The 20,099-nt window shown below is 73.2% G+C and carries 18 protein-coding genes; 4 read left to right on the top strand and 14 right to left on the bottom strand.

All coding sequences use genetic code 11. The features are described 5' to 3' along the window. From AE652_RS09020 to AE652_RS09005, 4 genes are all read right to left on the bottom strand, one after another. The coding region (locus AE652_RS09020; protein ID WP_049650686.1) for a BTAD domain-containing putative transcriptional regulator at nt 1-1,322 on the bottom strand (1,322 nt) is incomplete at its 3' end. A 145-nt stretch (nt 1,323-1,467) separates the two neighbouring features. Continuing rightward, nucleotides 1,468-2,751, bottom strand: a complete 1,284-nt coding sequence (locus AE652_RS09015; protein WP_234348308.1) for a restriction endonuclease — start codon at nt 2,749-2,751, stop codon at nt 1,468-1,470. A 278-nt stretch (nt 2,752-3,029) separates the two neighbouring features. Beyond that, the gene (locus AE652_RS09010) at nt 3,030-3,269 is read right to left on the bottom strand and encodes a ribosomal protein L7/L12 (RefSeq protein WP_049650684.1); all 240 of its coding nucleotides are present in this window, start codon (nt 3,267-3,269) and stop codon (nt 3,030-3,032) included. A gap of 172 nt (nt 3,270-3,441) precedes the next feature. Then, complete coding sequence (locus AE652_RS09005) at nt 3,442-5,559, bottom strand: transglycosylase domain-containing protein (protein ID WP_234348307.1); 2,118 nt, start codon at nt 5,557-5,559, stop codon at nt 3,442-3,444. A gap of 259 nt (nt 5,560-5,818) precedes the next feature. Between AE652_RS09005 and AE652_RS09000 the strand changes: the two genes are divergently transcribed. Continuing rightward, on the top strand, nt 5,819-6,946 hold the full coding sequence (locus tag AE652_RS09000) for a hypothetical protein (RefSeq protein ID WP_049650683.1): 1,128 nt from the start codon (nt 5,819-5,821) through the stop codon (nt 6,944-6,946). Nucleotides 6,947-7,222: 276 nt separating this feature from the next. Next, nucleotides 7,223-7,759 (top strand): GNAT family N-acetyltransferase, encoded by a 537-nt coding sequence (locus AE652_RS08995; protein WP_049650682.1) that lies wholly within the window; start codon nt 7,223-7,225, stop codon nt 7,757-7,759. Between the two features lie 89 nt (nt 7,760-7,848). Here the strand turns inward: AE652_RS08995 and AE652_RS08990 are convergent, their stop codons facing one another. The 4 genes from AE652_RS08990 to AE652_RS08975 form a co-directional block, all read right to left on the bottom strand. Then, the gene (locus AE652_RS08990) at nt 7,849-8,748 is read right to left on the bottom strand and encodes a Gfo/Idh/MocA family protein (RefSeq protein WP_049650681.1); all 900 of its coding nucleotides are present in this window, start codon (nt 8,746-8,748) and stop codon (nt 7,849-7,851) included. 116 nt (nt 8,749-8,864) lie between these two features. Further along, entirely contained in the window at nt 8,865-9,536 is a 672-nt protein-coding gene (locus AE652_RS08985; protein WP_049650680.1) for an O-methyltransferase, read from the bottom strand. Nucleotides 9,537-9,650: 114 nt separating this feature from the next. Further along, nucleotides 9,651-10,316 (bottom strand): DedA family protein, encoded by a 666-nt coding sequence (locus AE652_RS08980; RefSeq protein WP_049650679.1) that lies wholly within the window; start codon nt 10,314-10,316, stop codon nt 9,651-9,653. Nucleotides 10,317-10,518: 202 nt separating this feature from the next. Further along, nucleotides 10,519-11,334 (bottom strand): class I SAM-dependent methyltransferase, encoded by an 816-nt coding sequence (locus AE652_RS08975; protein ID WP_049650678.1) that lies wholly within the window; start codon nt 11,332-11,334, stop codon nt 10,519-10,521. A gap of 265 nt (nt 11,335-11,599) precedes the next feature. Between AE652_RS08975 and AE652_RS08970 the strand changes: the two genes are divergently transcribed. Beyond that, on the top strand, nt 11,600-12,145 hold the full coding sequence (locus AE652_RS08970; RefSeq protein ID WP_049650677.1) for a tetratricopeptide repeat protein: 546 nt from the start codon (nt 11,600-11,602) through the stop codon (nt 12,143-12,145). Nucleotides 12,146-12,206: 61 nt separating this feature from the next. Here the strand turns inward: AE652_RS08970 and AE652_RS08965 are convergent, their stop codons facing one another. The 4 genes from AE652_RS08965 to AE652_RS46240 all read right to left on the bottom strand — a co-directional run bounded on the left by AE652_RS08965 (nt 12,207) and on the right by AE652_RS46240 (nt 16,666). Beyond that, on the bottom strand, nt 12,207-12,746 hold the full coding sequence (locus AE652_RS08965) for a hypothetical protein (RefSeq protein WP_082345520.1): 540 nt from the start codon (nt 12,744-12,746) through the stop codon (nt 12,207-12,209). Between the two features lie 104 nt (nt 12,747-12,850). Next, nucleotides 12,851-13,645, bottom strand: coding sequence for a spermidine synthase (locus AE652_RS08960; RefSeq protein WP_049650689.1), 795 nt, complete (start codon nt 13,643-13,645; stop codon nt 12,851-12,853). Nucleotides 13,646-13,743: 98 nt separating this feature from the next. Continuing rightward, entirely contained in the window at nt 13,744-14,715 is a 972-nt protein-coding gene (locus tag AE652_RS08955; RefSeq protein ID WP_053112014.1) for an alpha/beta hydrolase, read from the bottom strand. 109 nt (nt 14,716-14,824) lie between these two features. After that, nucleotides 14,825-16,666: a tetratricopeptide repeat protein gene (locus tag AE652_RS46240; protein WP_049650675.1), complete on the bottom strand. Its 1,842-nt coding sequence runs from the start codon at nt 16,664-16,666 to the stop codon at nt 14,825-14,827. 96 nt (nt 16,667-16,762) lie between these two features. Here AE652_RS46240 and AE652_RS08945 point away from each other — a divergent pair, with 96 nt between their 5' ends. Beyond that, complete coding sequence (locus AE652_RS08945) at nt 16,763-18,166, top strand: selenium-binding protein SBP56-related protein (RefSeq protein ID WP_049650674.1); 1,404 nt, start codon at nt 16,763-16,765, stop codon at nt 18,164-18,166. Between the two features lie 61 nt (nt 18,167-18,227). Here the strand turns inward: AE652_RS08945 and AE652_RS08940 are convergent, their stop codons facing one another. Next, nucleotides 18,228-19,463: a globin domain-containing protein gene (locus tag AE652_RS08940; protein ID WP_049650687.1), complete on the bottom strand. Its 1,236-nt coding sequence runs from the start codon at nt 19,461-19,463 to the stop codon at nt 18,228-18,230. Nucleotides 19,464-19,746: 283 nt separating this feature from the next. Continuing rightward, a complete protein-coding gene (locus AE652_RS08935; RefSeq protein WP_063780110.1) occupies nt 19,747-20,097 on the bottom strand; it encodes a DUF6114 domain-containing protein in 351 nt (116 codons plus the stop codon). Between the last annotated feature and the right edge of the window lie 2 nt (nt 20,098-20,099).

Raw genomic sequence — 20,099 nt, 5'->3', positions numbered from 1 at the left:
ACCGGCTCGGCGGCGACCCGGCGGTCCCCGAGGATGCGGCGCAGCAGCGTCCGGGCGTGGGGCGCGTCGAGTTCGTGCAGGTCGACGAGGTGCGAGCCGGGTAGCGCCGTGAGCGCGGCGCGGCTGGTGACCAGGACGGCCGGGCGGTCCGGCCCGTGCCCGGCCGGGTCCGCCGGGGTGCCCGGGAGCAGCGGGCCGATCTGCTGCTCCCCGGCGGCGTTGTCGAGCAGGACGAGCGTGCGGCGGCCGGCCAGCAGCGTGCGGTACAGCGCGGAACGCTCCTCCAGGGAGGCCGGGATCTCCCGGGGGTCCGCGCCGAGGGCGCGCAGGAAGGCGGCGAGGACGCCGGCCGGGTCGGCGGGCGTCTCGTCGGCCCCGCGCAGGTCCGCGTACAGCCGGCCGTCCGGGTAGTCGACGGCGGCGCGGTGGGCGCTGTGGACGGCCAGCGCCGTCTTGCCGATGCCGCCCATCCCGGCGATCACCGGCACCCGACCGGCCGCCAGGGCGTCCAGGACGAGCCGCACCTGCTCGTCACGACCGGTGAAGTCCGGGATGTCACGTGGGAGTTGGGAAGGCACCCGGGAGCACCCCGGAACGGCTCGGGCGTCCTCCCGGTCGTGCGCCAGCAGCGCCAGGAAGACGCTCTGCACCTGCTCGCCCGGCTCGATCCCCAGCTCCTCGGACAGCCGCCGGCGCAACGCCTGGAAGCGGCGCAACGCCTCCGCCGCCCGCCCGTCCGCCGCCAGCAGCTCCAGCAGGGCGGCCTGCACGGGCTCGTCGTACGGGTACTCCTCGGCGAGCGCCGTCAGCGCGGGAACGGCCGTCCGGGCCGCCCCGTCGGCCTGCGCGGCCCGGGCCAGGGCCAGGACCGCGGCACGCACCTCGTCCTCCACGGCGGCCACCAGCGGATCCTCCCGGTTCACCCGCTCCAGCCCGGCCAGCACCGGCCCGCGCCGCAACCCGATCGCCCCGGCCACGTCCCCGTCGGCGGCGAACCCGCGGAACCGCCCGAGGTCCACCGCGCCCGGCCCGGTCACCAGCCGGTACCCCTGCGCGTCCGACTCCAACACCACCGACTCGTCCCCGAACCCGCCGAGCCAGCCGCGCAACCGCGACATCCCGGTGTGCACCGCACCCCGGCCCACCCGGTCCGCCTGCCCCGCCCACACCAGCTCCAGCAGCCGCCCCACCGACAGCCGCTCCCCCTCCGCCAGCAGCAGGACCCCCAACAGCCCCCGCAACACCGCGGCCCGCGGCAACGCCTGCGGCACGGAGTCCACGGCGACCGCCAGAGGCCCCAACAGCCCGAACGTCATCTTCATCCGCTGCATCCGCTTCAGTCCCTCAGAGCCCACGACCGCCCTCGGCCCGCCCACGACCCTAATCCGGATTCCGATGAACAGCGGCCACCGCTCCTGCCCCGCCGTCGCCGTCCCGCCGACTCCACGGGCTCCTCCTCCCGGGTGTTCAGGCGAGAAGGATCTCCTCGGGCCTGCGGTTGAGCACCTCCGGGGATCGGCTGCTCAACAGGGCGTCGACGCACGTCATGAGATCCCCGCCATGATCCTGGACGGCAATCTCGCGCAGTTCCCTGACCAGGTCCTGCCCGTTGATCAGAACCACCGGGTACTGGTCCTCGACCATCTCCAACTGCGCCGGCTCGGAGTAGGAGCCGGTGGTGACGTACACGCCGATCCAGCCCCGATTGAGACGGGCCACCACGCGTGCGATCTGTTCGGCCGATACGAGGCTGTCCGGCTTGATGCACTTGGCCTGCCCGAGGACGACCAGCTTCGTGCCGGCCAGGCCGCTGCCGAGATCGAGCCGCCCGACGAAGTCGGCACCACCGTCGCCGGAACGACGGGTGAGCCAACCCTCCTTGTAGCTGTGCCCGGAGCCGCGCATCACCTTCTCGGCGACGACCGCTGCCAGAATCTCGAAGGCGTGCTTGTCGTCGTCGAACCGCTGGTAGACCGCCTGAAGGTCCGCCTCGATGGAACTGCCGGCCGTCGGGCGCTGGTCACGCACCTTGACCACCTGGCTGCGGGCCACCCGCCGACGCACCTTCGGCAGGACCGAGTGACCGTGCTTGACCCAACCTCGCCATGCTGCGGGTGCCAGCTTCAGGATCTCGGCATCGGACCGGCCAGGGTCCCGTCGGGCGGTGATCCAGTCCCAGGACAGCTTGTCGTCCTCCTCGGTGAGGTCGATGACCGCGAGATCGAACACGTAGTTGGTGAACGTCGTCTTCGTCGCGCCTCCCCACTGGACGACACGTTCTGCCCGTTCGATCAAGGCCGCGCCGCAGAACTGGACCTGGCCCTTGTCCCTGCCGTTGTGCGGGACGGACCGGAAGAGCAGCAGCGGCGCGGCAGCAGCCCTTCCCTCGGGCGTGGGTGCCTGGTGGCTGTCGAAGGCCTCCAGGAGCGCCGCGTTGCCCGTGGTGCCACCGACCGGCTTCATCGTTTCGGGCTTGTGGTCACCGAAGTAGCGGACATGTCCGTTGTCCACGTCGAACACGTCGTGCCACGGGGTCTGTTCCGAGCCCGCCTTCCAAGGGCTCGACCGGATCATCACAGCCGGTCGCCGCAGCCCGGCCACCGTCTTGACCTTGGCCATGGGGTTGATGCCCTTTTCGAGCTGGGCGCGTGGCCGGCCGGGGCTTTCAGTGACGAAGTAGAAGTTGTCGAATCCGTCGACGGTCGCCGGCGACGCGTCCTTCGTAGCCGCGTACCTGAGCACACTGCCCACGTGCAACGAACTTCCCACGGTTCCCCCTTCGGCACGACCTGTCCCTTCCATGATCTTGTCAGATCAGTCCGACAAGCAGATGGACGGGCAAGTCGTGATGCCGATCTACCTCGGCATCGGTCGGCCTGGGGCAGACGGGCAGGAAGGACGCGGGGCAAAGCCTCAGCGCGGATCCACAGCCTGGCTTCGCGGCCTATTGTGTGCTGCCCTCACGGACCAGGTTGTGTCCGCGGGCCGTGTGTAGCCAACGACGGCGGACGGCGACGACCTGCCCTCCTTCAGCGCCGCACCTCGCCGCTGGCCCCGGCCGCGCGCAGCTCGCCCGCTACGGCCTCGGCGAGGTCCGAGGTCACGTCGTCGAGGATGGTCGCGGGAAGCCGCCCGAGGAGGAGCTTGCCGTGCCACAGGCTGAGCCCGGTCCGTCGCCTGACGGCCTTCGCGACCTCCAGGACGTGCGGGCCCGGATCGGTCACCACGACGCTGATGGGCCCCTCGTCACAGACCAGCTCGCCGTACAACTCCCCACCCCTTTCGCTCCGTTGCCCGGAGGGTAGGTGGTCCCCCGCACCCGGTCCACGGAATTGTCCTCCGCCCGGCTCGCGGCGGCACCTCGGCCGCCGACCGGAACGGCACGACGGCAAGGCGTGGCTGCCGGGCCCGTGAGGGTCCCGGGCCCGGCAGCCGACCGGTCTACTGTGCCGCCGTCTTCATGTAGGTGCTCCAGATGCGGGTCGGGAGGGCGGCGTCGGAGGTGTCCGGGGTGGCGCCGCCGAGGCCTTCGAGGGAGAGCAGCTTCATGTCCTTCAGGTCCGCGCGGAAGATGGTGACCGCCGTCGACAGCTGCCCGTTGTAGCCGACGAACCACCCTGCCGTACGGTCTGCGGTGGTGCCGGGTTTGGCGGCCAGGCCGGGGCCGGCCTCCGCTGCCGGCTTGGCGGCTCCGTCGCGGACGGAGCCCTTGAGTGCCGCGTCCACCTCGGCCGCGACCGACGGGGTCAGTGCCTGGGTGGCGGCCGGCAGGCGCAGGGGGAGCTGGGCGCCGTTGCGGGAGATCCTGAGGACGGAGTACGGGTCGGTGTGGCTGCCGCCGGCCGCGAAGGCGGCGTACGCGTCGGCGGTGCGGACGGCGCTGGGGGTGGAGTTGCCGACGCCGAGGGCGGGGACGAGTTCGCCCAGGCTGTTGGGGAGCAGGCCGAGGTCGGTGGCGGTCTTCTGCACCCGGTCCAGGCCGACGTCCATGCCGAGCTGCATCAGCGGGCCGTTGACGGACTGTTCGACCGCGTTCCGCAGGGTGACCGTGCCCCAGTTCCGCCTGCCGTCGTTGGCGGTCTTGACGATCTTCCCGTCCCGTCCCCAGTACGGCCCTTCCGGGGTCATCACGTTCACCCCGTCGTCGCCGTTGTAGGGGGTGGCGGGCGTCACCGGGGTGCGGTCGCCGCCCCGTTGGCGCTGCACTCCCTGGCCGAGCCCGGCGGCGTACACCACCGGTGTGAAGGCCGAACCGATCGGCACCGTGGTGGTGTTGGCGTTGTTGAAGCCCTGCTTGAGGTAGTCGGTGCCGCCGTAGAGCGCGACGATCCGGCCGTCCGGGGCCACCGAGGCGGCGCCGACCTTCAGGAGCTTGTCGGCCTCCCGGTTGTCCGGGTCGATCCCCGCGGTACCCTCCCGTACGGCGGCGGCCAGGGCGTCGACCCTCGGCTTCTCGAAGGTGGTGCGGATCTGGTGGCCGCCGAGGTCGAACTGGGCCGGGGTGATGTCGCTGTGGCTCTCCACGTAGGCGCGGGCCATGTCCACCAGGTACCCGGTCTGGCCGCTCAGCCCCGCCGACTTCGGCTGCGGCCTGGGCTCGGGGAACACGGTGTACCGGGCGCGCTCGGCGGCGGACAGCTTGCCGACCTCCACCATCCGGTCCAGGATCCACGACCAGCGCTCCTCGGCGCGCTCCCGGTTCTCCGCGCTGACCGCCGGGTCGTACTGCCCGGCGCCCTTCAACAGCGCTGCCAGGAAGGCGCCTTCGCTCGGGTCGAGCTGGGAGACGTCCTTGCCGTAGTACGCCGCCGCGGCGCGCTCGATGCCGTAACTGCCGCGCCCGAACCAGCTGGTGTTGAGGTAGCCGGCCAGGATGTCCTGCTTGCTCATCCGGTCGTCCAGCTTGATCGCGATGACGATCTCGCTGAGTTTGCGGGACATGTCCTGGCGCTGGTTCAGGTAGATGTTCTTGACGTACTGCTGGGTGATGGTGGAGCCGCCCTGGGTCTCACCGCCGGTGACCATCTGGACGACGGCGCGCCCGATGCCGGTCACGGAGATGCCCGGGTCGTCGTAGAAGGTCTCGTTCTCGGCGGCCAGCACCGCCCACTGCACCGGCTCCGGCACCTGGCCGAGCGGCACCTCCTGCCGGTTGGTCGGACCGATCCGCGTCATCTCGCTGCCGTCCGCCCAGTAGTAGACGTTGTTCTGCTGGGTGGCGAAGGAGTTCAGGTCCTCCGGGACGGCGGTGTGCGCGTAGAACCAGAGCAGCCAGCCGCTCAGCCCGGCCGCGCCCGTCCCGGCCACCAGCAGCAGCTGCCGCCAGGACGGGAGCCAGCGGCGGACGCCGCGCCGTCCGCGGCGCGGGTAGTCGATCCGCAGGGACGGGCGCCGGCCCCGGAACGGACGCGACCCGCGTAACGGCCGGGGGCGCGGGCGCGGCAGGAAACGTCGGCGTCGGCGCCCGGGCGTCTCCTTCTCGGCGGTCTCGCCGGCGGTCTTCTCGGCGGTCTCCTCGGCCACGCCCTCGGCCGTCTCCCCGGCCCCGTCTTCGGCCACGTCTTCGGCCCCGCCGTCTTGCTGAGCACGCACAGTCCGGTCTCCGATTCGCTCGTGGGCTGACCCTCCGTACACATAGACGTGATGAGAACATCAGTACGTATGCCTGGCTTTGGTGTGATCATGGTCATACTGCGCTCGACGGGTGGGACGTGAGCGTCCGACGGGCGGGCCGCGGACCGTGGACGAACAGCCCGCGGACGCCCGCCCGCGCGGAACCCGGTCCGCGCCAGCCCCGGCGTGCCGCCAGAATGGCGCCATGAGGATGATCCAGACCGCGCTCGGCACGCTGCTGCTCCTGCTGATCATCGGCAGCATCCTGCGCACGCTGGTCGTTCCGCGCGGCCTCTACTCGGCGCTGGTGATGCGGCTCTGGCGGGTGCTGCGCACACTGCTGCGGCTGTCCGCCGGGCCGAACCGCGGCTACCTCGCGCAGGACCGGGCGCTCACCTGGCTGGCGCCGCTGGTACTCCTCGGCATGCTCGGCGTCTGGCTCAGCTGCATGCTGACCGCCTACACCCTGCTGCTGCACGGCACCTCCGAGCTGAGCTGGTCGGTGTCCGTGCGCGAGGCCGGGTCCAGCCTGTTCACCCTCGGCTTCGCGAGCGGCGAGCGGCTCCACCTCTCCGCGATCGACTTCCTGGCCGCCGCCAGCGGCCCGCTGGTCATCGCCCTCCAGATCGCCTACCTGCCGACCCTCTACGCCGCCTACCAGCGCCGCGAGACCGAGGTGACCCTGCTGCAGTCCCGGGCCGGCGAGCCCGCCTGGGGCCCCGAGCTGCTGGCCCGCCAGTCCCTGGTGGACACCGAGACGGCGCTCCCCCAGCTCTACCGGGACTGGGAGCGGCTGGCCGCCGACATCGGCGAGAGCCACTCCAACTACCCGGTGCTGCTCTCCTTCCGCTCCCCTCAGCCCCACCGCAGCTGGGTGGTCGGGCTGATCGCCGTGATGGACGCCGCCGCCCTGCACCTGGCGCTCTGCCCGCGCTCGGCCCCACCCGAGGCCCGGCTGGTGATCCGGGCCGGCTTCACCGCGATGCGCGACATCGGCCGCTCGCTGCGGATCGACTTCGAAGCGGACCCGGACCCGGACATCCCGATCCGGCTGACCTACGCCGAGTACCTGGGCGCCGTCGCGATGATCACCGCGGCCGGGTTCCCGCGCGAGCGCCCGGTCGAGGACGCCTGGGCGCACTTCCACGGCTGGCGGGTCAACTACGAGGCGCTGGCGTACGAACTGGCCCGGCGCAGCGACGCCGTCCCGGCGCTGTGGACCGGCCCGCGCGACTTCCGCGCCCCTGTCATCCCGCCGAGCCGCCCCACCGACCGCCGCCCGTCCTCGACCCCGCCGCCGGGGGCGCCGCTGCCGCCGCTGCCGCCCGCCTGAGCGGGCGGACCGGACCGACCGGGCGGACCGGGCGGACGGGACCGACCCGGGCGGACCGGGTACACTCGTCCGCAGTACGTGCCGTTCAGGAGCACGCAGGAGCAGAGGAAGAAGAGGGAGGTGGGGTTGATGACCGCGCTCAAGGCCGCCATGCGCAGCGTCCGGGTCTCCCTCACGTCCCGGGCCGCGGCCTGACCTCCTCCTGTCCCGCCTCGCCGGGGGCGTGAGCCCGCGGGGCCCGCACGAACACTCCTCAGGAACGGATCTCCGTCCACCATGCGCAACTGGATCACGCGTGCCGAGACCGGCACCGACATCCCGACCATCCGCGACATCAACCTCGCCGCCTTCGGAACTCCCGCCGAGGCCGACCTCGTCGACGCACTGCGCGCCGACAGCTCCTGGATCGAGGGCCTGTCCCTCGTCGCCACCACCGAGCACGGCACCGACGAGCAGGGCACTGGTGAGCACGGCACCGCCGTCGGCCACGCCCTGCTGACCCGCTGCCACATCGGCGACGTCCCAGCCCTGTGCCTGGCCCCGTGCGCCGTGCTCCCCGCGTACCAGCGCACCGGCGCCGGCTCCGCCGCCGTCCGCGCCGCACTGGACGCGGCACGGGACCTGGGCGAGCGCCACGTCGTCGTCCTGGGACACCCGGACTACTACCCGCGGTTCGGCTTCACCCGCGCCTCCGCCCACGGCATCGGCCTGAGCATCGAGGTCCCGGACGAGGCGCTGATGGCCCTCGCCCTGGACGCCGGCCACCCGCTGCCCGCGGGCACCGTCCGGTACGCCGCGCCGTTCGGCATCTGACGGACGACGCCGGGCGGGGCACGTGGGTGCCCCGCCCGGCGTCCTTCCCTACTGTCAGGGACTGTCAGGGCCCTGCCCGACAGCGGGCCTCAGACGGCCACCGTGGCGCCGGTCGCCAGCGAACGCTCGGCGCCGACCAGGATCTCCACCACCCGCAGGCCGAAGTCCGCCCCGCACGGGTGCGGCTCGCCGGAGGCCGCCGAGGCCCGCAGGGCGTCCAGCGCCCGGTGCAGCGCCGCGGCCGGTCCCTCGCCGCGCGGGGGCAGCTGCACCACGCCGTGCTCGCCGCGCAGCTCCATGCCCGTCCCGCCGGCCGCGAGCGGTGCGGTCAGGCTGAGCGCGAGCGTGCTGGAGGCGCCGCCGGCGTGCCGTACCACCAGGTGGACGGTGTCCAGCGGGCCGGCCGCCGCCGTCACGTGCGTCGCGTCGCCCAGGACCGGCAGCAGGACGGACAGCGCGTGCGGGCCGACGTCCCACAGCGCGCCCTTCTCGACCCGCCACGGCGAGGCCGCGTACGGGCTGGTGCTGCCGGGCGCGAACACCGAGCCGAGCCAGTCCGAGCGGCCGGTGAACCAGCCGCCGAGCTCCGCCTGCCGCTCGATCCACGGGATCTGCTCGCCGCCGAAGCGCACGGTGAAGAAGACCACCGAGGCGACCTTGTGCTCGCGCACCGCCTCGGCCACGGCCTCGGCGTCCGGCACCGTCAGCGCGACCGGCTTGTCCAGCAGCAGGTGGCAGCCCGCCTCGGCGGCCCGCACGGCGAGGCCCGCCTGCACGGTCGGGGGCAGCGCGATGGAGACCGCGTCCACCTCGGCCAGCAGCCGGTCCAGGTCCGCGTACCCGGGCACGCCGTGCGCGGCGCCCAGCGCCTCGGCCGCCTCCGGTCGGCGGCCCCAGACGCCGGTGAACTCCAGCCCGGGGTGCTCGGCCAGGACGGGCGCGTGCACCCGCTCCGCCCAGGGGCCGGTTCCCAGCAGTCCGATCCGCACGATGTCTCCGTTTCCTTCGTGTTCCGTCGCGACGTCCGTGTTCCGTCGCGTTCGTGTTCCGTCGCGACGCCGCCGCCGCTTGGTCGCGGCGCGTGATTCGCGGCGCGCTCCGTAGGTCAGCCCCGGACGCGGGCCAGCGTGAAGCCGTCGTAGCCCTTGCTGCCGACCGTCTGCACCGAGGTCGCGGTGACCGTCGGCTCGGCCGCGATCAGCTCGTGCAGCGCCCGGGTGCCGACCACCGCCGGGTCGGTGCTGTCCGCGTCGGCGACCGCGCCGCCGCGCACCACGTTGTCGACAATGATCAGCGAGCCGGGCCTGGTCAGCTGGAGCGCCCGGCGGAAGTACTCCGGGTTGCTCGGCTTGTCGGCGTCGATGAAGACCAGGTCGAAGGGCTCCACGCCCTGCTCGACCAGCGCGGCCAGCGAGTCGGCGGCCCGGCCGACCCGTACCTCGGCGACCCCGGCCAGCCCGGCGGCCGCCAGGTTGCCCCGGGCGACCTCGGCGTGCCGGGGGTCCAGCTCCAGGGTGAGCAGGGTGCCGTCCGCGGGCAGCGCCCGGGCCAGCCAGATCGCGCTGTAGCCGCCGAGCGTGCCGACCTCCAGGATCCGCTTCGCGCCCTGGGTCAGTGCCAGCAGGTGGAGCAGCTTGCCCTGGTTGGGGGCGACCGCGATCTTCGGCAGTCCGGCCGCGTCGGCGGCGGCGGTGGCGCCCTCCAGCACCGGGTCGTGCCCGACCAGCTGCTCGGAGAAGTAGGCGTCCACGGCGTCCCAGGTCGGCTGCGAAGACATCAGGCCCTCCAGAGTGCAAGATCGGCAGCTACCCGGCCGATGCTACTCCGAGGGCCCGAGGGCACCACGACGGTGGTTGTGGACGGCCGGTCGGACGACCGGCCGTACGGGAGGTCAGTCGGCGACCGGCTCCTTGGTCGCGGCGGCGGCCTTGGCGGCCTCTTCCGCCTCGATCTTGGCGTGCGTCTTGGCGGCGCGGCGCTTCATGATCCAGGCCGAGAGCAGGCCGATCACCAGGGCCGCCCCCAGGCCCGCCCAGGAGAACCGGGCCAGCCAGGGCTCGATGCTCTTGCCGACCTTGTAGACCAGCAGCGTCGTGCCGCCGGCCCAGACCACGCCGCCCAGCACGTTGGCGATCAGGAACTTCCAGTACGGCATCTTCAGCGCGCCCGCGAGCGGGCCGGCGAAGATGCGCAGCAGGGCGATGAACCGGCCGAAGAAGACCGCCCACATGCCCCACTTCTGGAAGGAGCGCTCGGCGGTGGCCAGGTGGGAGGGCCCGAAGTGCTTGGGGAACTTACGTCCCAGCTTCTCGAAGAGCGGCTTGCCTCCCTTGCGCCCGATCGAGTAGCCGATCGAGTCGCCGATGATCGCGCCGGCGATCGCGCAGATGGCGACGCCCCACGGGCTCACCACACCCTTGACCGCCATCAGGGACGCCGTGACCAGGGCGATCTCGCCGGGCAGCGGAATGCCCAGCGACTCCAGCCCGATGATCAGACCGACCACGGCGTACACCGCTGTCGGCGGAATCCCCTCGATCCAGGCGTCGATGTGCAAGGCCAGTCCCTCCGTGGCAGGACGGGACCGGCCGCGCTCCCCCTGGAGCCGCGTGCCCGTCCCGGCAGTTCGTCCGATGGCGGCACCCAGGCCGCTCCCCCGGAAACGAGCCTAACGTGCCGGGCGGCCTGTCCCCCCGGCCGATCACCCGTGGTTACGACGTACGCCCCCGCGCCATGGTTCCAGCTCGACCACCGTTTCTTCAAGATTCGGCAAAAAGCAGTGCGACCACGGACGGGCGCTGCTTGATCCGGCGCGCGAACGGCAGCAGGGCGCTCACCGGCCACCGCCCGCCCTCCGGGTACACCTCGCGCACGTCGGTGACCCCCGGGTGCGCGGTGGCCAGCCCGCCGCGCTCGTCCGCGTCCATCCCGAACGGCATCGGCGGCGCCTGGTAGTACCGGTCCCGCAGCTTGCCCTCGACGGCCCGCCGGCTGAACCAGCGCGGCACCGCGTCCAGCACCATCGCACCGCCCGGGAAGCGCTCGGCGCAGGCCGCGATCAGCGCGCGGACCTCCTGCGGCCGCAGGTACATCAGCAGGCCCTCGGTGCTGATCAGCACCCCGTTCGACGGGTCCACCTCGTCCATCCAGCCCGGGTCGGTGGCCGAGTGGGCGACGATCCGGTGCCGCTCGTCCGGCGGCAGCAGCCGCCGCCGCAGCGCGACCGTCTCCGGCAGGTCCACCGACAGCCAGCTCGCCCGCCCGTTGTCGACCCGCCAGGCCTGGGTCTCCAGGCCGTCCCCGAGCCCGACCACGGTCCCGCGCGGGCTGCGGGTCAGGAAGTCCGCCACCTCGCGGTCGAAGCAGGCGGCCCGCAGCGCCTGGAGCTGGCTCACCAGAGCGTTCTCCCCGAACCGCGCCGCGAACGGGTAGTCGATCCGCTCCACCAGCTCGACCGCCTTCGGGTCCGGCAGCACGGTGTCCGGCCGCCGCGCCTCCACCGCCCGGTGCCACAGCGTCCACAGCGCCGTCTCCGGTACCTGCCCCAGCTCCGGCCGCTCCCCGCCGCCACTCATCGCTCGCTCCTTCGGACGTGGTCCCGTCGCGGTCCCACGCGTTCCGTCGCGTTCCCGCCGTGTTCCCGTCATGGGCATGAACCCGCCGATTCTGACACCCCGTCCGCACCTCCCCTCCCGCCGACGCGCCGACTCACCGACCGGCGGAGCTCTACGACGCCAACCATCGACCGGGCCTTCCAGGCGACCTGGAGCGCGCGAACTCGTTCTCCCGCGTGGGCACTTATCACCCCACGGGGTGGAGAACCGAACGACGGAGGGCCACGTGCTCGAGCACCTCATCACTCACGACCACGACCTGCGGATGGTCCCCACCGACCGGAACGAGCTGGCCACCGCGGTCGGCCGGCTCCACGGGGAACTGCGGGCCCTGCCCGAGGGGACCGACCCCGCCCGTGCCCGCCTCCTGACCAGGTGGATCGGCATCGGCCACCTGTGCCTGGGCCACCACGAGGAGGCCCGTACATTCCTCCGCCAGTCGCTCGACCTCGCCACGGAGACGGGCAACACCCGGGCCGTCCTCGCCACCGGACTCAACCTCGCCGACGCACACCGCTACGCCGGTGACGTGCGGACCGCGGACGCGCTCTACCGCAGCGCGCTGGACACCGCGCGAACCCGGCACCCGGAACTCCTGGACTTCGCACTCCAGCACACCGGCAAACACCTGATGGAACGCGGTGACCTCACGCAGGCCCGGACCCATCTGCAGGAGGCACTGCGGCTGCGGATCGCCAAGGGGGACAGCGAGTTGATCGAGTCCACGCAGGCCGCACTCGACAGGGTGGAGCTGCTGCTCGACCGCCCCTGACCACCCCCTGCGGCTGGCCCTGTCCCCGTTCTACGCCAGGAGGACATAGCGGGGCCGGCGGTCAGCCCAGCCCGTTCGACCAGTCCGCCAGGAGGGCGAAGTCCTCCGCCGTCAGGCCGGCTTTCGGGTCGATGTGGTGGAGGAGTGCCGGGGCCGGGTGGTGGGCTTCGACCCAGATACGGTCGGCGTCCGTGATCAGGTCGTCGACCCAGGCGAACGGGCGGCCCTGCGCCCAGGTGACGATCTGTGGGGTCTTCCAGAAGACGCCGTCGTCCGACTCGGGCCGTGGCTCGGACCAGGGGATGTACGGCAGGGCGGGCAGCCCGAGCAGGGGGGCGATGAAGGTGTTGGCCTCCTCCTGCCACGTCGTCGCCCATGCCAGGTCGAAGGGCAGCGCGGCGAGGGCCGGGCCGTGGGCCGGGTTGAGCCAGACCCGCAGGGGCTTCGGGGCCTTGTGGGGAAGGCCCCAGGCAATGAGCCGGCGGCGCTCGGCCGCTTCCCAGCGTGGTGTCGTCAGCCGGTGGGTCCGGTAGCCCTCGGGCCGCCGGTAGGGCTTCGCCGCGCACGGGTTGAGCGGTCCGTCGACGTCCAGCAGGAGCAGCGGACGCACCGGCTCACCTCCCTTGATCGTCCCCGCAGGCTACCGGCGGGGACGGGGACGGACCAGCGGATTTCCGCGCCAGGGGCCGCGAGGGGGTCGAGGGTTCAGCCGATGCTGAAGGCGCCGTCCGGCGGGGGCGGGGAGTCGGTGGCCTCGGCGTCGGTGACCGGGGCGGTCCGGCCGACCAGGGCGGCCAGGTCGTCCCCGTCGGTGAGCCGGGCCGGGAAGATGTCGCCCGCGAGCAGCCGGGTCAGCTCGGCCACCGGCAGCGGCGCGGTCGAGCCGGCCAGCAGGATGTTGCCGTACCGGCGGCCGCGCAGCACCGGTGCCTCCGCCACCAGGCAGACGTACGGGAACACCGCGCGCACCGTCGCCGCCTGCGCCTTGGCGAAGGCCAGCGGCGGGCCGTCCGCCAGGTTCGCCGCGTAGCAGCCGCCGGAGCGCAGCGCGGCGGCCGCCAGGCGCAGGAACTCCACCGAGGTGAGGTGGGCCGGGGTGCGCGAGCCGTGGAAGACGTCGGCGATCACCAGGTCCTGCGAGCCGGCCGGGGTCCCGGCGAGGGCCGCCCGGGCGTCGCCGACGGTCGCGGTGATGTCCGCGCCGGGGCCCTGCCAGGGCAGGTGTTCGGCGACCAGTTCCAGCAGCGGCCCGTCGACCTCCACCACCCGCTGCCGCGAGCCGGGCCGGGTGGCGGCCAGGTAGCGGGGCAGGGTGAGCGCGCCGCCGCCGAGGTGCAGCGCGTCCAGCGGCTGCCCGGCGGGGGCGAGGGCGTCGGCGAGGTGGCCGAGGCGCCGGGTGTACTCGAACTCCAGGTGGGTGGGGTCGGCGAGGTCGACGTAGGACTGCGGGGTGCCGTCCAGGGTGAGCAGCCAGCCGCCGTCCCGGTCGAGGTCGGGCATGAGCTTGGCGAAGCCCAGGTCGGTCCGGCGGCCGACCGGTACCGGCTCGTCGTCCTCGTCCCGCGAATCGTGCCCGTCGTGCCAGTCGTGCTCGGAGGTCACGCGTGCTCTCCGACGGGCTCGACGTCGAGGTACGCGGCGAGCCAGTGGTCCAGCTCGGCGAACACCTCGGTGCGCGCGGCCTCCCCGGAGAGCACCAGGTCGTGCATGCCGCCCTTGATCCGCACGATGGTGACGTGCCGGCCCAGCCGCGGCCCCTGCGCGGCGATGTCGTCGGCGCGCAGCACGGCGTCGGCGTGGTGCAGCGCGCTGTGCCACTTGGTGGTGGAGACGGAGCGGGTCGAGGCCATCAGCAGCACCGGCACGTCGATGCCCAGTCCCCGGTGCAGCCGCCGGTGGCCCTGGTGGATCGCGGACAGCCAGCCCGCGTACAGCGGGAAGCTCTCGGGGCGCTTGAGGGTGAGGTCGAAGTCCCACTCGCCCTGGTGGTCCTTGTGCAGGCTGTGGGTGTAGTGCGGGTTGAGCGCGGACGGCAGGACGCGGGTCGGCGCCAGCCGCCCGAGCGCCGTGACGGCGGGCCCGCCGAGGGTGCGGACGGCGGGCCCGGCCGGCATCGACAGGAACGGCGAGTTGAGGAACAGGCCGTCCACCAGGCCGCGCCCGGCGCGCCGGGCGGCCCACAGCGCGCCGATCAGCCCGCCGGTGGAGTGCCCGTTCAGCAGCAGCTGCCGGTGCCCGTCCACCTCGCGGATGATCCGGACCGCCTCGTCGATCTCCTCGTCGTACTCGGCGAGGTCGCGGACGAAGTTCGGCGACTGGTGCGGGCGCAGGGAGCGGCCGTACTTGCGCAGGTCGAGGGCGTAGAAGGAGAAGCCGAGCGCGGCGTAGTGGTCGGCGAGGTTGGTCTGGAAGAAGTAGTCGTTGTACCCGTGGATGTAGAGCACGGCGCGCTCCGCCCCGGCCGCCGGCCGCCGGACGAGGGTCGCGCACACCGGCCCCTCGTCGTCCGGCCGCAGCGTCAGCTCGGCGGCCTCGTAGGGGGCACCCAGGATGTCTTCACGGAACTCCATCTGCTTGCCGCACCCGTCCTCTGCTCTGTCTGCCTGTACCGGCAGGTGGCCGCCTGTTCCTTCCCCGACCATACCGGCCGGTAGCCGCGGGCCGCTCGGCGGTGGGCCGTCATGTGTGGATCCACACTGCGGCGGCCCGGGTGGTGTCGGGGGCCCGCAGCCACCTGGCGTCCGCCCGCTCCACCCCGAGGGCCCGGAAGATCCCGCGGGCCTGCCCCTGCGCCCGGGCCGCCTCGTCGTTCCGGTCCAGTGCCCGGAGAGCCGATCCCGTGCTCTCCCAGGCCATGGCCTGGCAGAACCGGTCGTCGCACTCCTCGCAGAGCACACAGGCGCGTTCGAGGAACTCGAGTGCTTCATCGAGGCGGCCCATGACCCTCAGCCGCTCGCCGAGGTTGAGCAGCGCGATCGTCTCACCCTCCCGGTCACGACGGCTGCGCGCGACGGCGAGGGCACGTCGATGGGCTTCCACCGCCTCCTCGCAACGGCTCGCGAGGCCGAGCGAGATCCCGTGGTTGTTCCAGACCTCCGCTTCGACGTCGCTGGTCCCCATGGAGTCGGCCGCCCTCAGTGCCGCCTCCGTGACGGCGATCGCCAGATCGGCCCTGCCGCCGTGGATCAGCCCCGGCACCACCACGGGCGAGAGGCGCGCGACCCCTCGGTGGATTCCGACCTCTGCCAGCCCCAGGATCATGGCCACCATGTTGGCGCGCTCGCGGTCCAGCCAGGCCAGTGCGGCGGCCCGTTCCGGGAATGGGCCGACGTCCGAGCGCCCGGGCGATGACGCGGCCCGCCGGTTGGCGGCGTGGGCGGTCGTCACGTAGTACTCCGTCAACCGGCTCAGCCCGCGCGCCCCCAGCTCCGGGTCCTTCCCCAGCTGTTCCAGGGCGTAGAGCCGGACCAGGTCGTGCAGGTACCACCGGCCCTTCGACGGGCTCTGCTCGATCAGTGCGGCGCCGACCAGTTGGGCGAACAGGGGCCGGGTCTCGCGGACCGTCCTTCCGATGAGCGCCGCCCCGGCTTCGGTCGAGACGTCGCTTCCGACGCAGACCGGGAGGAACCGGAAGAGCTCGGCCTGGGCGGGGGTGAGGCGACGGTAGGAGCGGTCCAGGGTGAGGCGGATGCCGGTCTCGCCGTCGTGCAGGAGGTCGAGGCGGCCCGTCCCCCCGGCCAGGTCGTCGGCGAGTTCGGCCGCCCCGAGGTGCTGGTCGAGGATCAGTTGGGCGGCGGCGAGCCTCAGTGCCAGAGGGAGGTGGCCGCAGAGTCTCGCGGTGCGCCGACCGCCCTCCGCGTCGATGGCGACGCGCCCGTCCGCTGGTCGGGCCGCGCGGACGGCGGTGTCGAGGAGGGTGACGGCCGCCTCGGCGTCGAGGACGCCGAGGCGGTGGAGGCGGGCGCCGAGGCCGGGGAGGGTTTCGCGGGAGGTGACCAGGAGGCGGTGGCGGGTGGCGGGCGGTGGCTGGAGGGGGCGGACCTGGTCGGCGGCGGAGGCGTTGTCGGCGATGACCAGGACGCCGCCGCCGTGCTGCTCCAGTCGGGCGCGGTAGAGGGTGGCGCGGCTCTCCTGCTCCGGCGGGATGTGTTCGGCGGGGACACCGAGGGCCCGGAGCAGGGTGTCGAGGGCCTGTCCGGCCTCGACCGGGGTCTCGTCGTAGCCGCGGAGGTCGACGAAGAGGGCGGCGGAGTAGTGGCCCTCGCCGAGCAGCGCGTGGCCGGCGGCGAGCGCGAGGGTGGTCTTGCCGATGCCGCCGAGGCCGGTGACCGTCACCGTCGACGGGCCGTCCGGGGCCAGCAGGGCGCGGAGTTCGGCGAGGTCCTGGTCGCGTCCGGTGAAGGCGGGGGTGACGGGCGGCAGCCCCGCGATCGTGGGCGGGCGCGCGGTGACCGTGACGTGCGCCGTGTCCGCCTGGACGACCGGGGCGTGGAAGGTCCCCCCGCGAATGCTGTTGTGCACCCCGTGAGCGTAGTCGCCCGCCCCTCGTGCGCCTGCTGTGCGCCGGTGGTTCTGTGGAACGCTTCCGGGACAGACCAGGCGAGTTGGGGAGTTTGCATGCAGCACGGGCACACCGATCCGTCGCTCTACCGTTCGGCCGCCGAGGCGATCGCCGCCCCGCCGGAGAGGCTGGCGTACGTGGCCGGGTTCGACCGGTCGGGGCGGCGGCCGGACGCGTTGCTGAGCGTCGACACCGATCCGGACTCGGCGAGCTACGGGAAGGTCCTGAACTTCGCCGAACTTCCCACGCTCGGCGACGAGTTGCACCACTTCGGCTGGAACGCCTGCTCCAGCGCCCTCGCCCACGCGTGCCACGAGAACCCGGAGCGGCGCTACCTGCTGCTGCCGGGGCTGCGCTCCTCCCGGCTGCACGTCATGGACACCTACCCCGACCCGGTCCGCCCGCGGCTGGTCAAGACGGTGGAGGCGAAGGAGCTCGCCGCCAAGGCGGGCTACTCGCGCCCGCACACCCTGCACTGCGGCCCCGACGGCGTCTTCCTGTCCTGCCTGGGCGGCGCCGAGGGCAACGACGGCCCGGGCGGGGTGGCGCTGCTCGACCACACCACCTTCGAGGTGCTGCGCGCCTGGGAGACCGAGCGCGGGCCGCAGCACTTCGCCTACGACGTCTGGTGGCACCTGGGCACCAACGTGGGCATCACCAGCGAGTGGGGCACCCCGTCGATGGTCGAGGGCGGGGTGGTGCCGGAGCTCCTGCTCGGGCGCAAGTACGGCCACGCGCTGCACTTCTGGGAGCTGGACTCCGGCCGCCACCTCCAGCGGGTGGACCTCGGCGACCAGTACCAGATGGTGCTGGAGCTGCGCCCGGCGCACGACCCGCAGGCGGAGTGGGGGTTCGCCGGGGTGGTCACCAACGTCGAGGACCTGTCCTCCTCGGTCTGGCTCTGGTACCGGGACGGGCCGGCGTTCACCGCGCGCAAGGTGATCGAGATCCCCGCCGAGCCGGCCGCGGCCGAGGACCTGCCGCCCGCGCTGCGGCCGTTCGGTGCAGTGCCACCGCTGGTCACCGACATCAACCTGTCGGTGGACGACCGCTGGCTGTACGTGTCGGCCTGGGGCACCGGCGAGCTGTTCCAGTACGACGTCTCGGACCCGTTCCACCCCCGGCTGGCCGGCTCGGTGCGGCTCGGCGGGATCACCGCCCGCACCCCGCACCCGGCCGAGCCCGGCCGTCCGCTGAGCGGGGCGCCGCAGATGGTGGAGATCAGCCGGGACGGCCGGCGGGTCTACCTCACCAACTCGCTCTACGGCGCCTGGGACGACCAGTTCTACCCGGACGGCATCGAGCCCTGGATGGTCAAGCTGGACGCCGACCCGGAGGCCGGCGGGCTGAGCGTCGACGAGCGCTTCTTCCCGCACGGCGCCGACTTCCGGGGCCTGCGCGTCCACCAGACCCACCTGGCGGGCGGCGACGCCTCCTCCGACTCCTACTGCTTCCGCTGAGCGGTCCTCACCAGCTGAGCCGACCCGACCGGACGGGCGGGCGTCACCGGTCAGGCGGGCGTCACCGGAACAGCGCCTGGTCGAACCGCACCTGCGCCGACGGCAGCCCCGCCGCCGTCAGCCGGGTGCGGACGGAGCCGACCATGCCGGCCGGCCCGGTGACGCAGGCCAGGTGCTCGCGCCAGTCCCCGGCCGTCGCGACGGCGTCGGCGAGTTCGCCGACGGTGACCGGGGTGACGGTCAACCACGGCTTGTGCAGGCCGAGTTCGGACAGCGACTGCCAGTCGTAGAGGTCCCGGCGGTCCCGGGCGCCGACGAACAGGTGGACCCGGCGGCCGGTCGGCCGGTGGGCGGTCTGCTGCTCGATGATCGCCTTCATCGGGGCGAGGCCGGTGCCGCCCGCGACCAGCAGCAGGTCGCGGGCGTCGCCGTCGGGCAGCAGGCTGCCGCGCGGCGGGCCGAGGCGCAGCCGGTCGCCGATGCCGGTGTGCTCGACCAGGGCGGCGCTGACCCCGCCGGGGGCGGTGCGGCGGACGTGGAACTCCAGCTCGTTGTCGGCGCGCGGGGCGCAGCCCATCGAGTACTGCCGCCAGGTGTGCGGCAGCGCCGGGTGTTCGACGGTGCCGTACTGCCCGGCCCGGTACGGGTACGGTTCGCCGGTGCGCACCCGCAGCACGGCGAGGTCGGGGCGGCGGCGCTCGTGGCCGGTCACCACGGCGTGCCAGTACGGGGGTTCGGTGAGCGCGGAGTCGGCGCCGGCCACCATCGCGCCGACGGCGAAGCGCAGCATCCGCACCCAGGCGCCCTCCAGCTCCTCCGTCCAGCGCTCGCCGGCCCGGTGCCGGACGGCCGCGCACAGGGCCTCCTCGAAGGCCTCGTAGTGCACCGGACGGACGCCCAGTTTCCGGTGGTCGCGGCCGAGTTGGCGGAGCGTCTGCTCCAGTTCGGCCGGGCGGTCGAGGTGGTCGATCAGATGGTGGAAGATCCGTTCCAGGTGGAGCTGCTGGAACTCCATCGAGGCGGGGAAGAGCGGTCGCAGGTACGGGCGGTGGCTGAACATCACCGCGTAGAGGTGGTCGATCAGGTCCGCGAGCGGGGAGATCAGGTCGAGGTCGCGCCGGATGACGTGCTGGTCCGCGGCGCCGTCGTAGCCGCCCTCCTCCCCGTACGCGTTGCACCCGAGGTCGCCGCCGGCCGAGGTGGAGGGGGCGAGGAGTTGGCGTCGCAGGCGCATCGCGTGATGGCGGGCGATCAGGCGGTCGTACTCGGCGGTGGCGGTGGCGGTGCCAGTGCTCATGCTGCTGCTGTTGTCCATGTCCCGCCCAGTGAACTGCCGGGCCGCCGGACACGAGAAGGGCCGATCGCCCCGGAGAGACCCGGGACCAACGACCCCTTGCGGTGGTACGTCCGGACCGGGACGCTTTTCGGCCACCGCGCGCACGGACCCCCACCGCGCGCACGCACCCCCACCGCGCACGGGCCCCATCGCGCGCACGCACCCCCGGAACGGGCGGGCAGGACGGAAGGGTGCCCCGCGCCCCGGTGCTCTCCTACCACCAGGACCCGGGGCACCGCCGTCGTCAGACTCCTGCCCGGCGCGCCTCCCGGCGCTCCAGCCGCCGCTGCCGGCCCTGGCGCAGCGGCTGGTCGGGCAGCCACCCGAAGGTGAGACAGGCACCGACCACCCCGAGCAGCATCCCGATCACGAAGCCGCCCAGGTTGGAGGTGACCCAGCTGGCCAGCGAGGCCAGCACGGCGAGGATGGAGTAGAACAGCCGCTGCGCCGGGTTGAACAGGATCAGCAGGCCGCACAGCAGCATCACCGCGGGCACCAGGTACCCGGCCAGCCCCTGCATCCCGATGTGCAGGATGACGGGCAGCGGGGCCTTCAGGGTGAACAGGACCTCGGCGCCGCCGAGTGTCACCAGCAGCC

Source organism: Kitasatospora sp. MY 5-36, assembly GCF_001182915.1.
Classification (GTDB): Bacteria; Actinomycetota; Actinomycetes; order Streptomycetales; family Streptomycetaceae; genus Kitasatospora.
The sequence above is the reverse complement of the archived record's forward strand: the minus strand, read 5'-3'. Positions and strand labels throughout refer to the sequence as shown.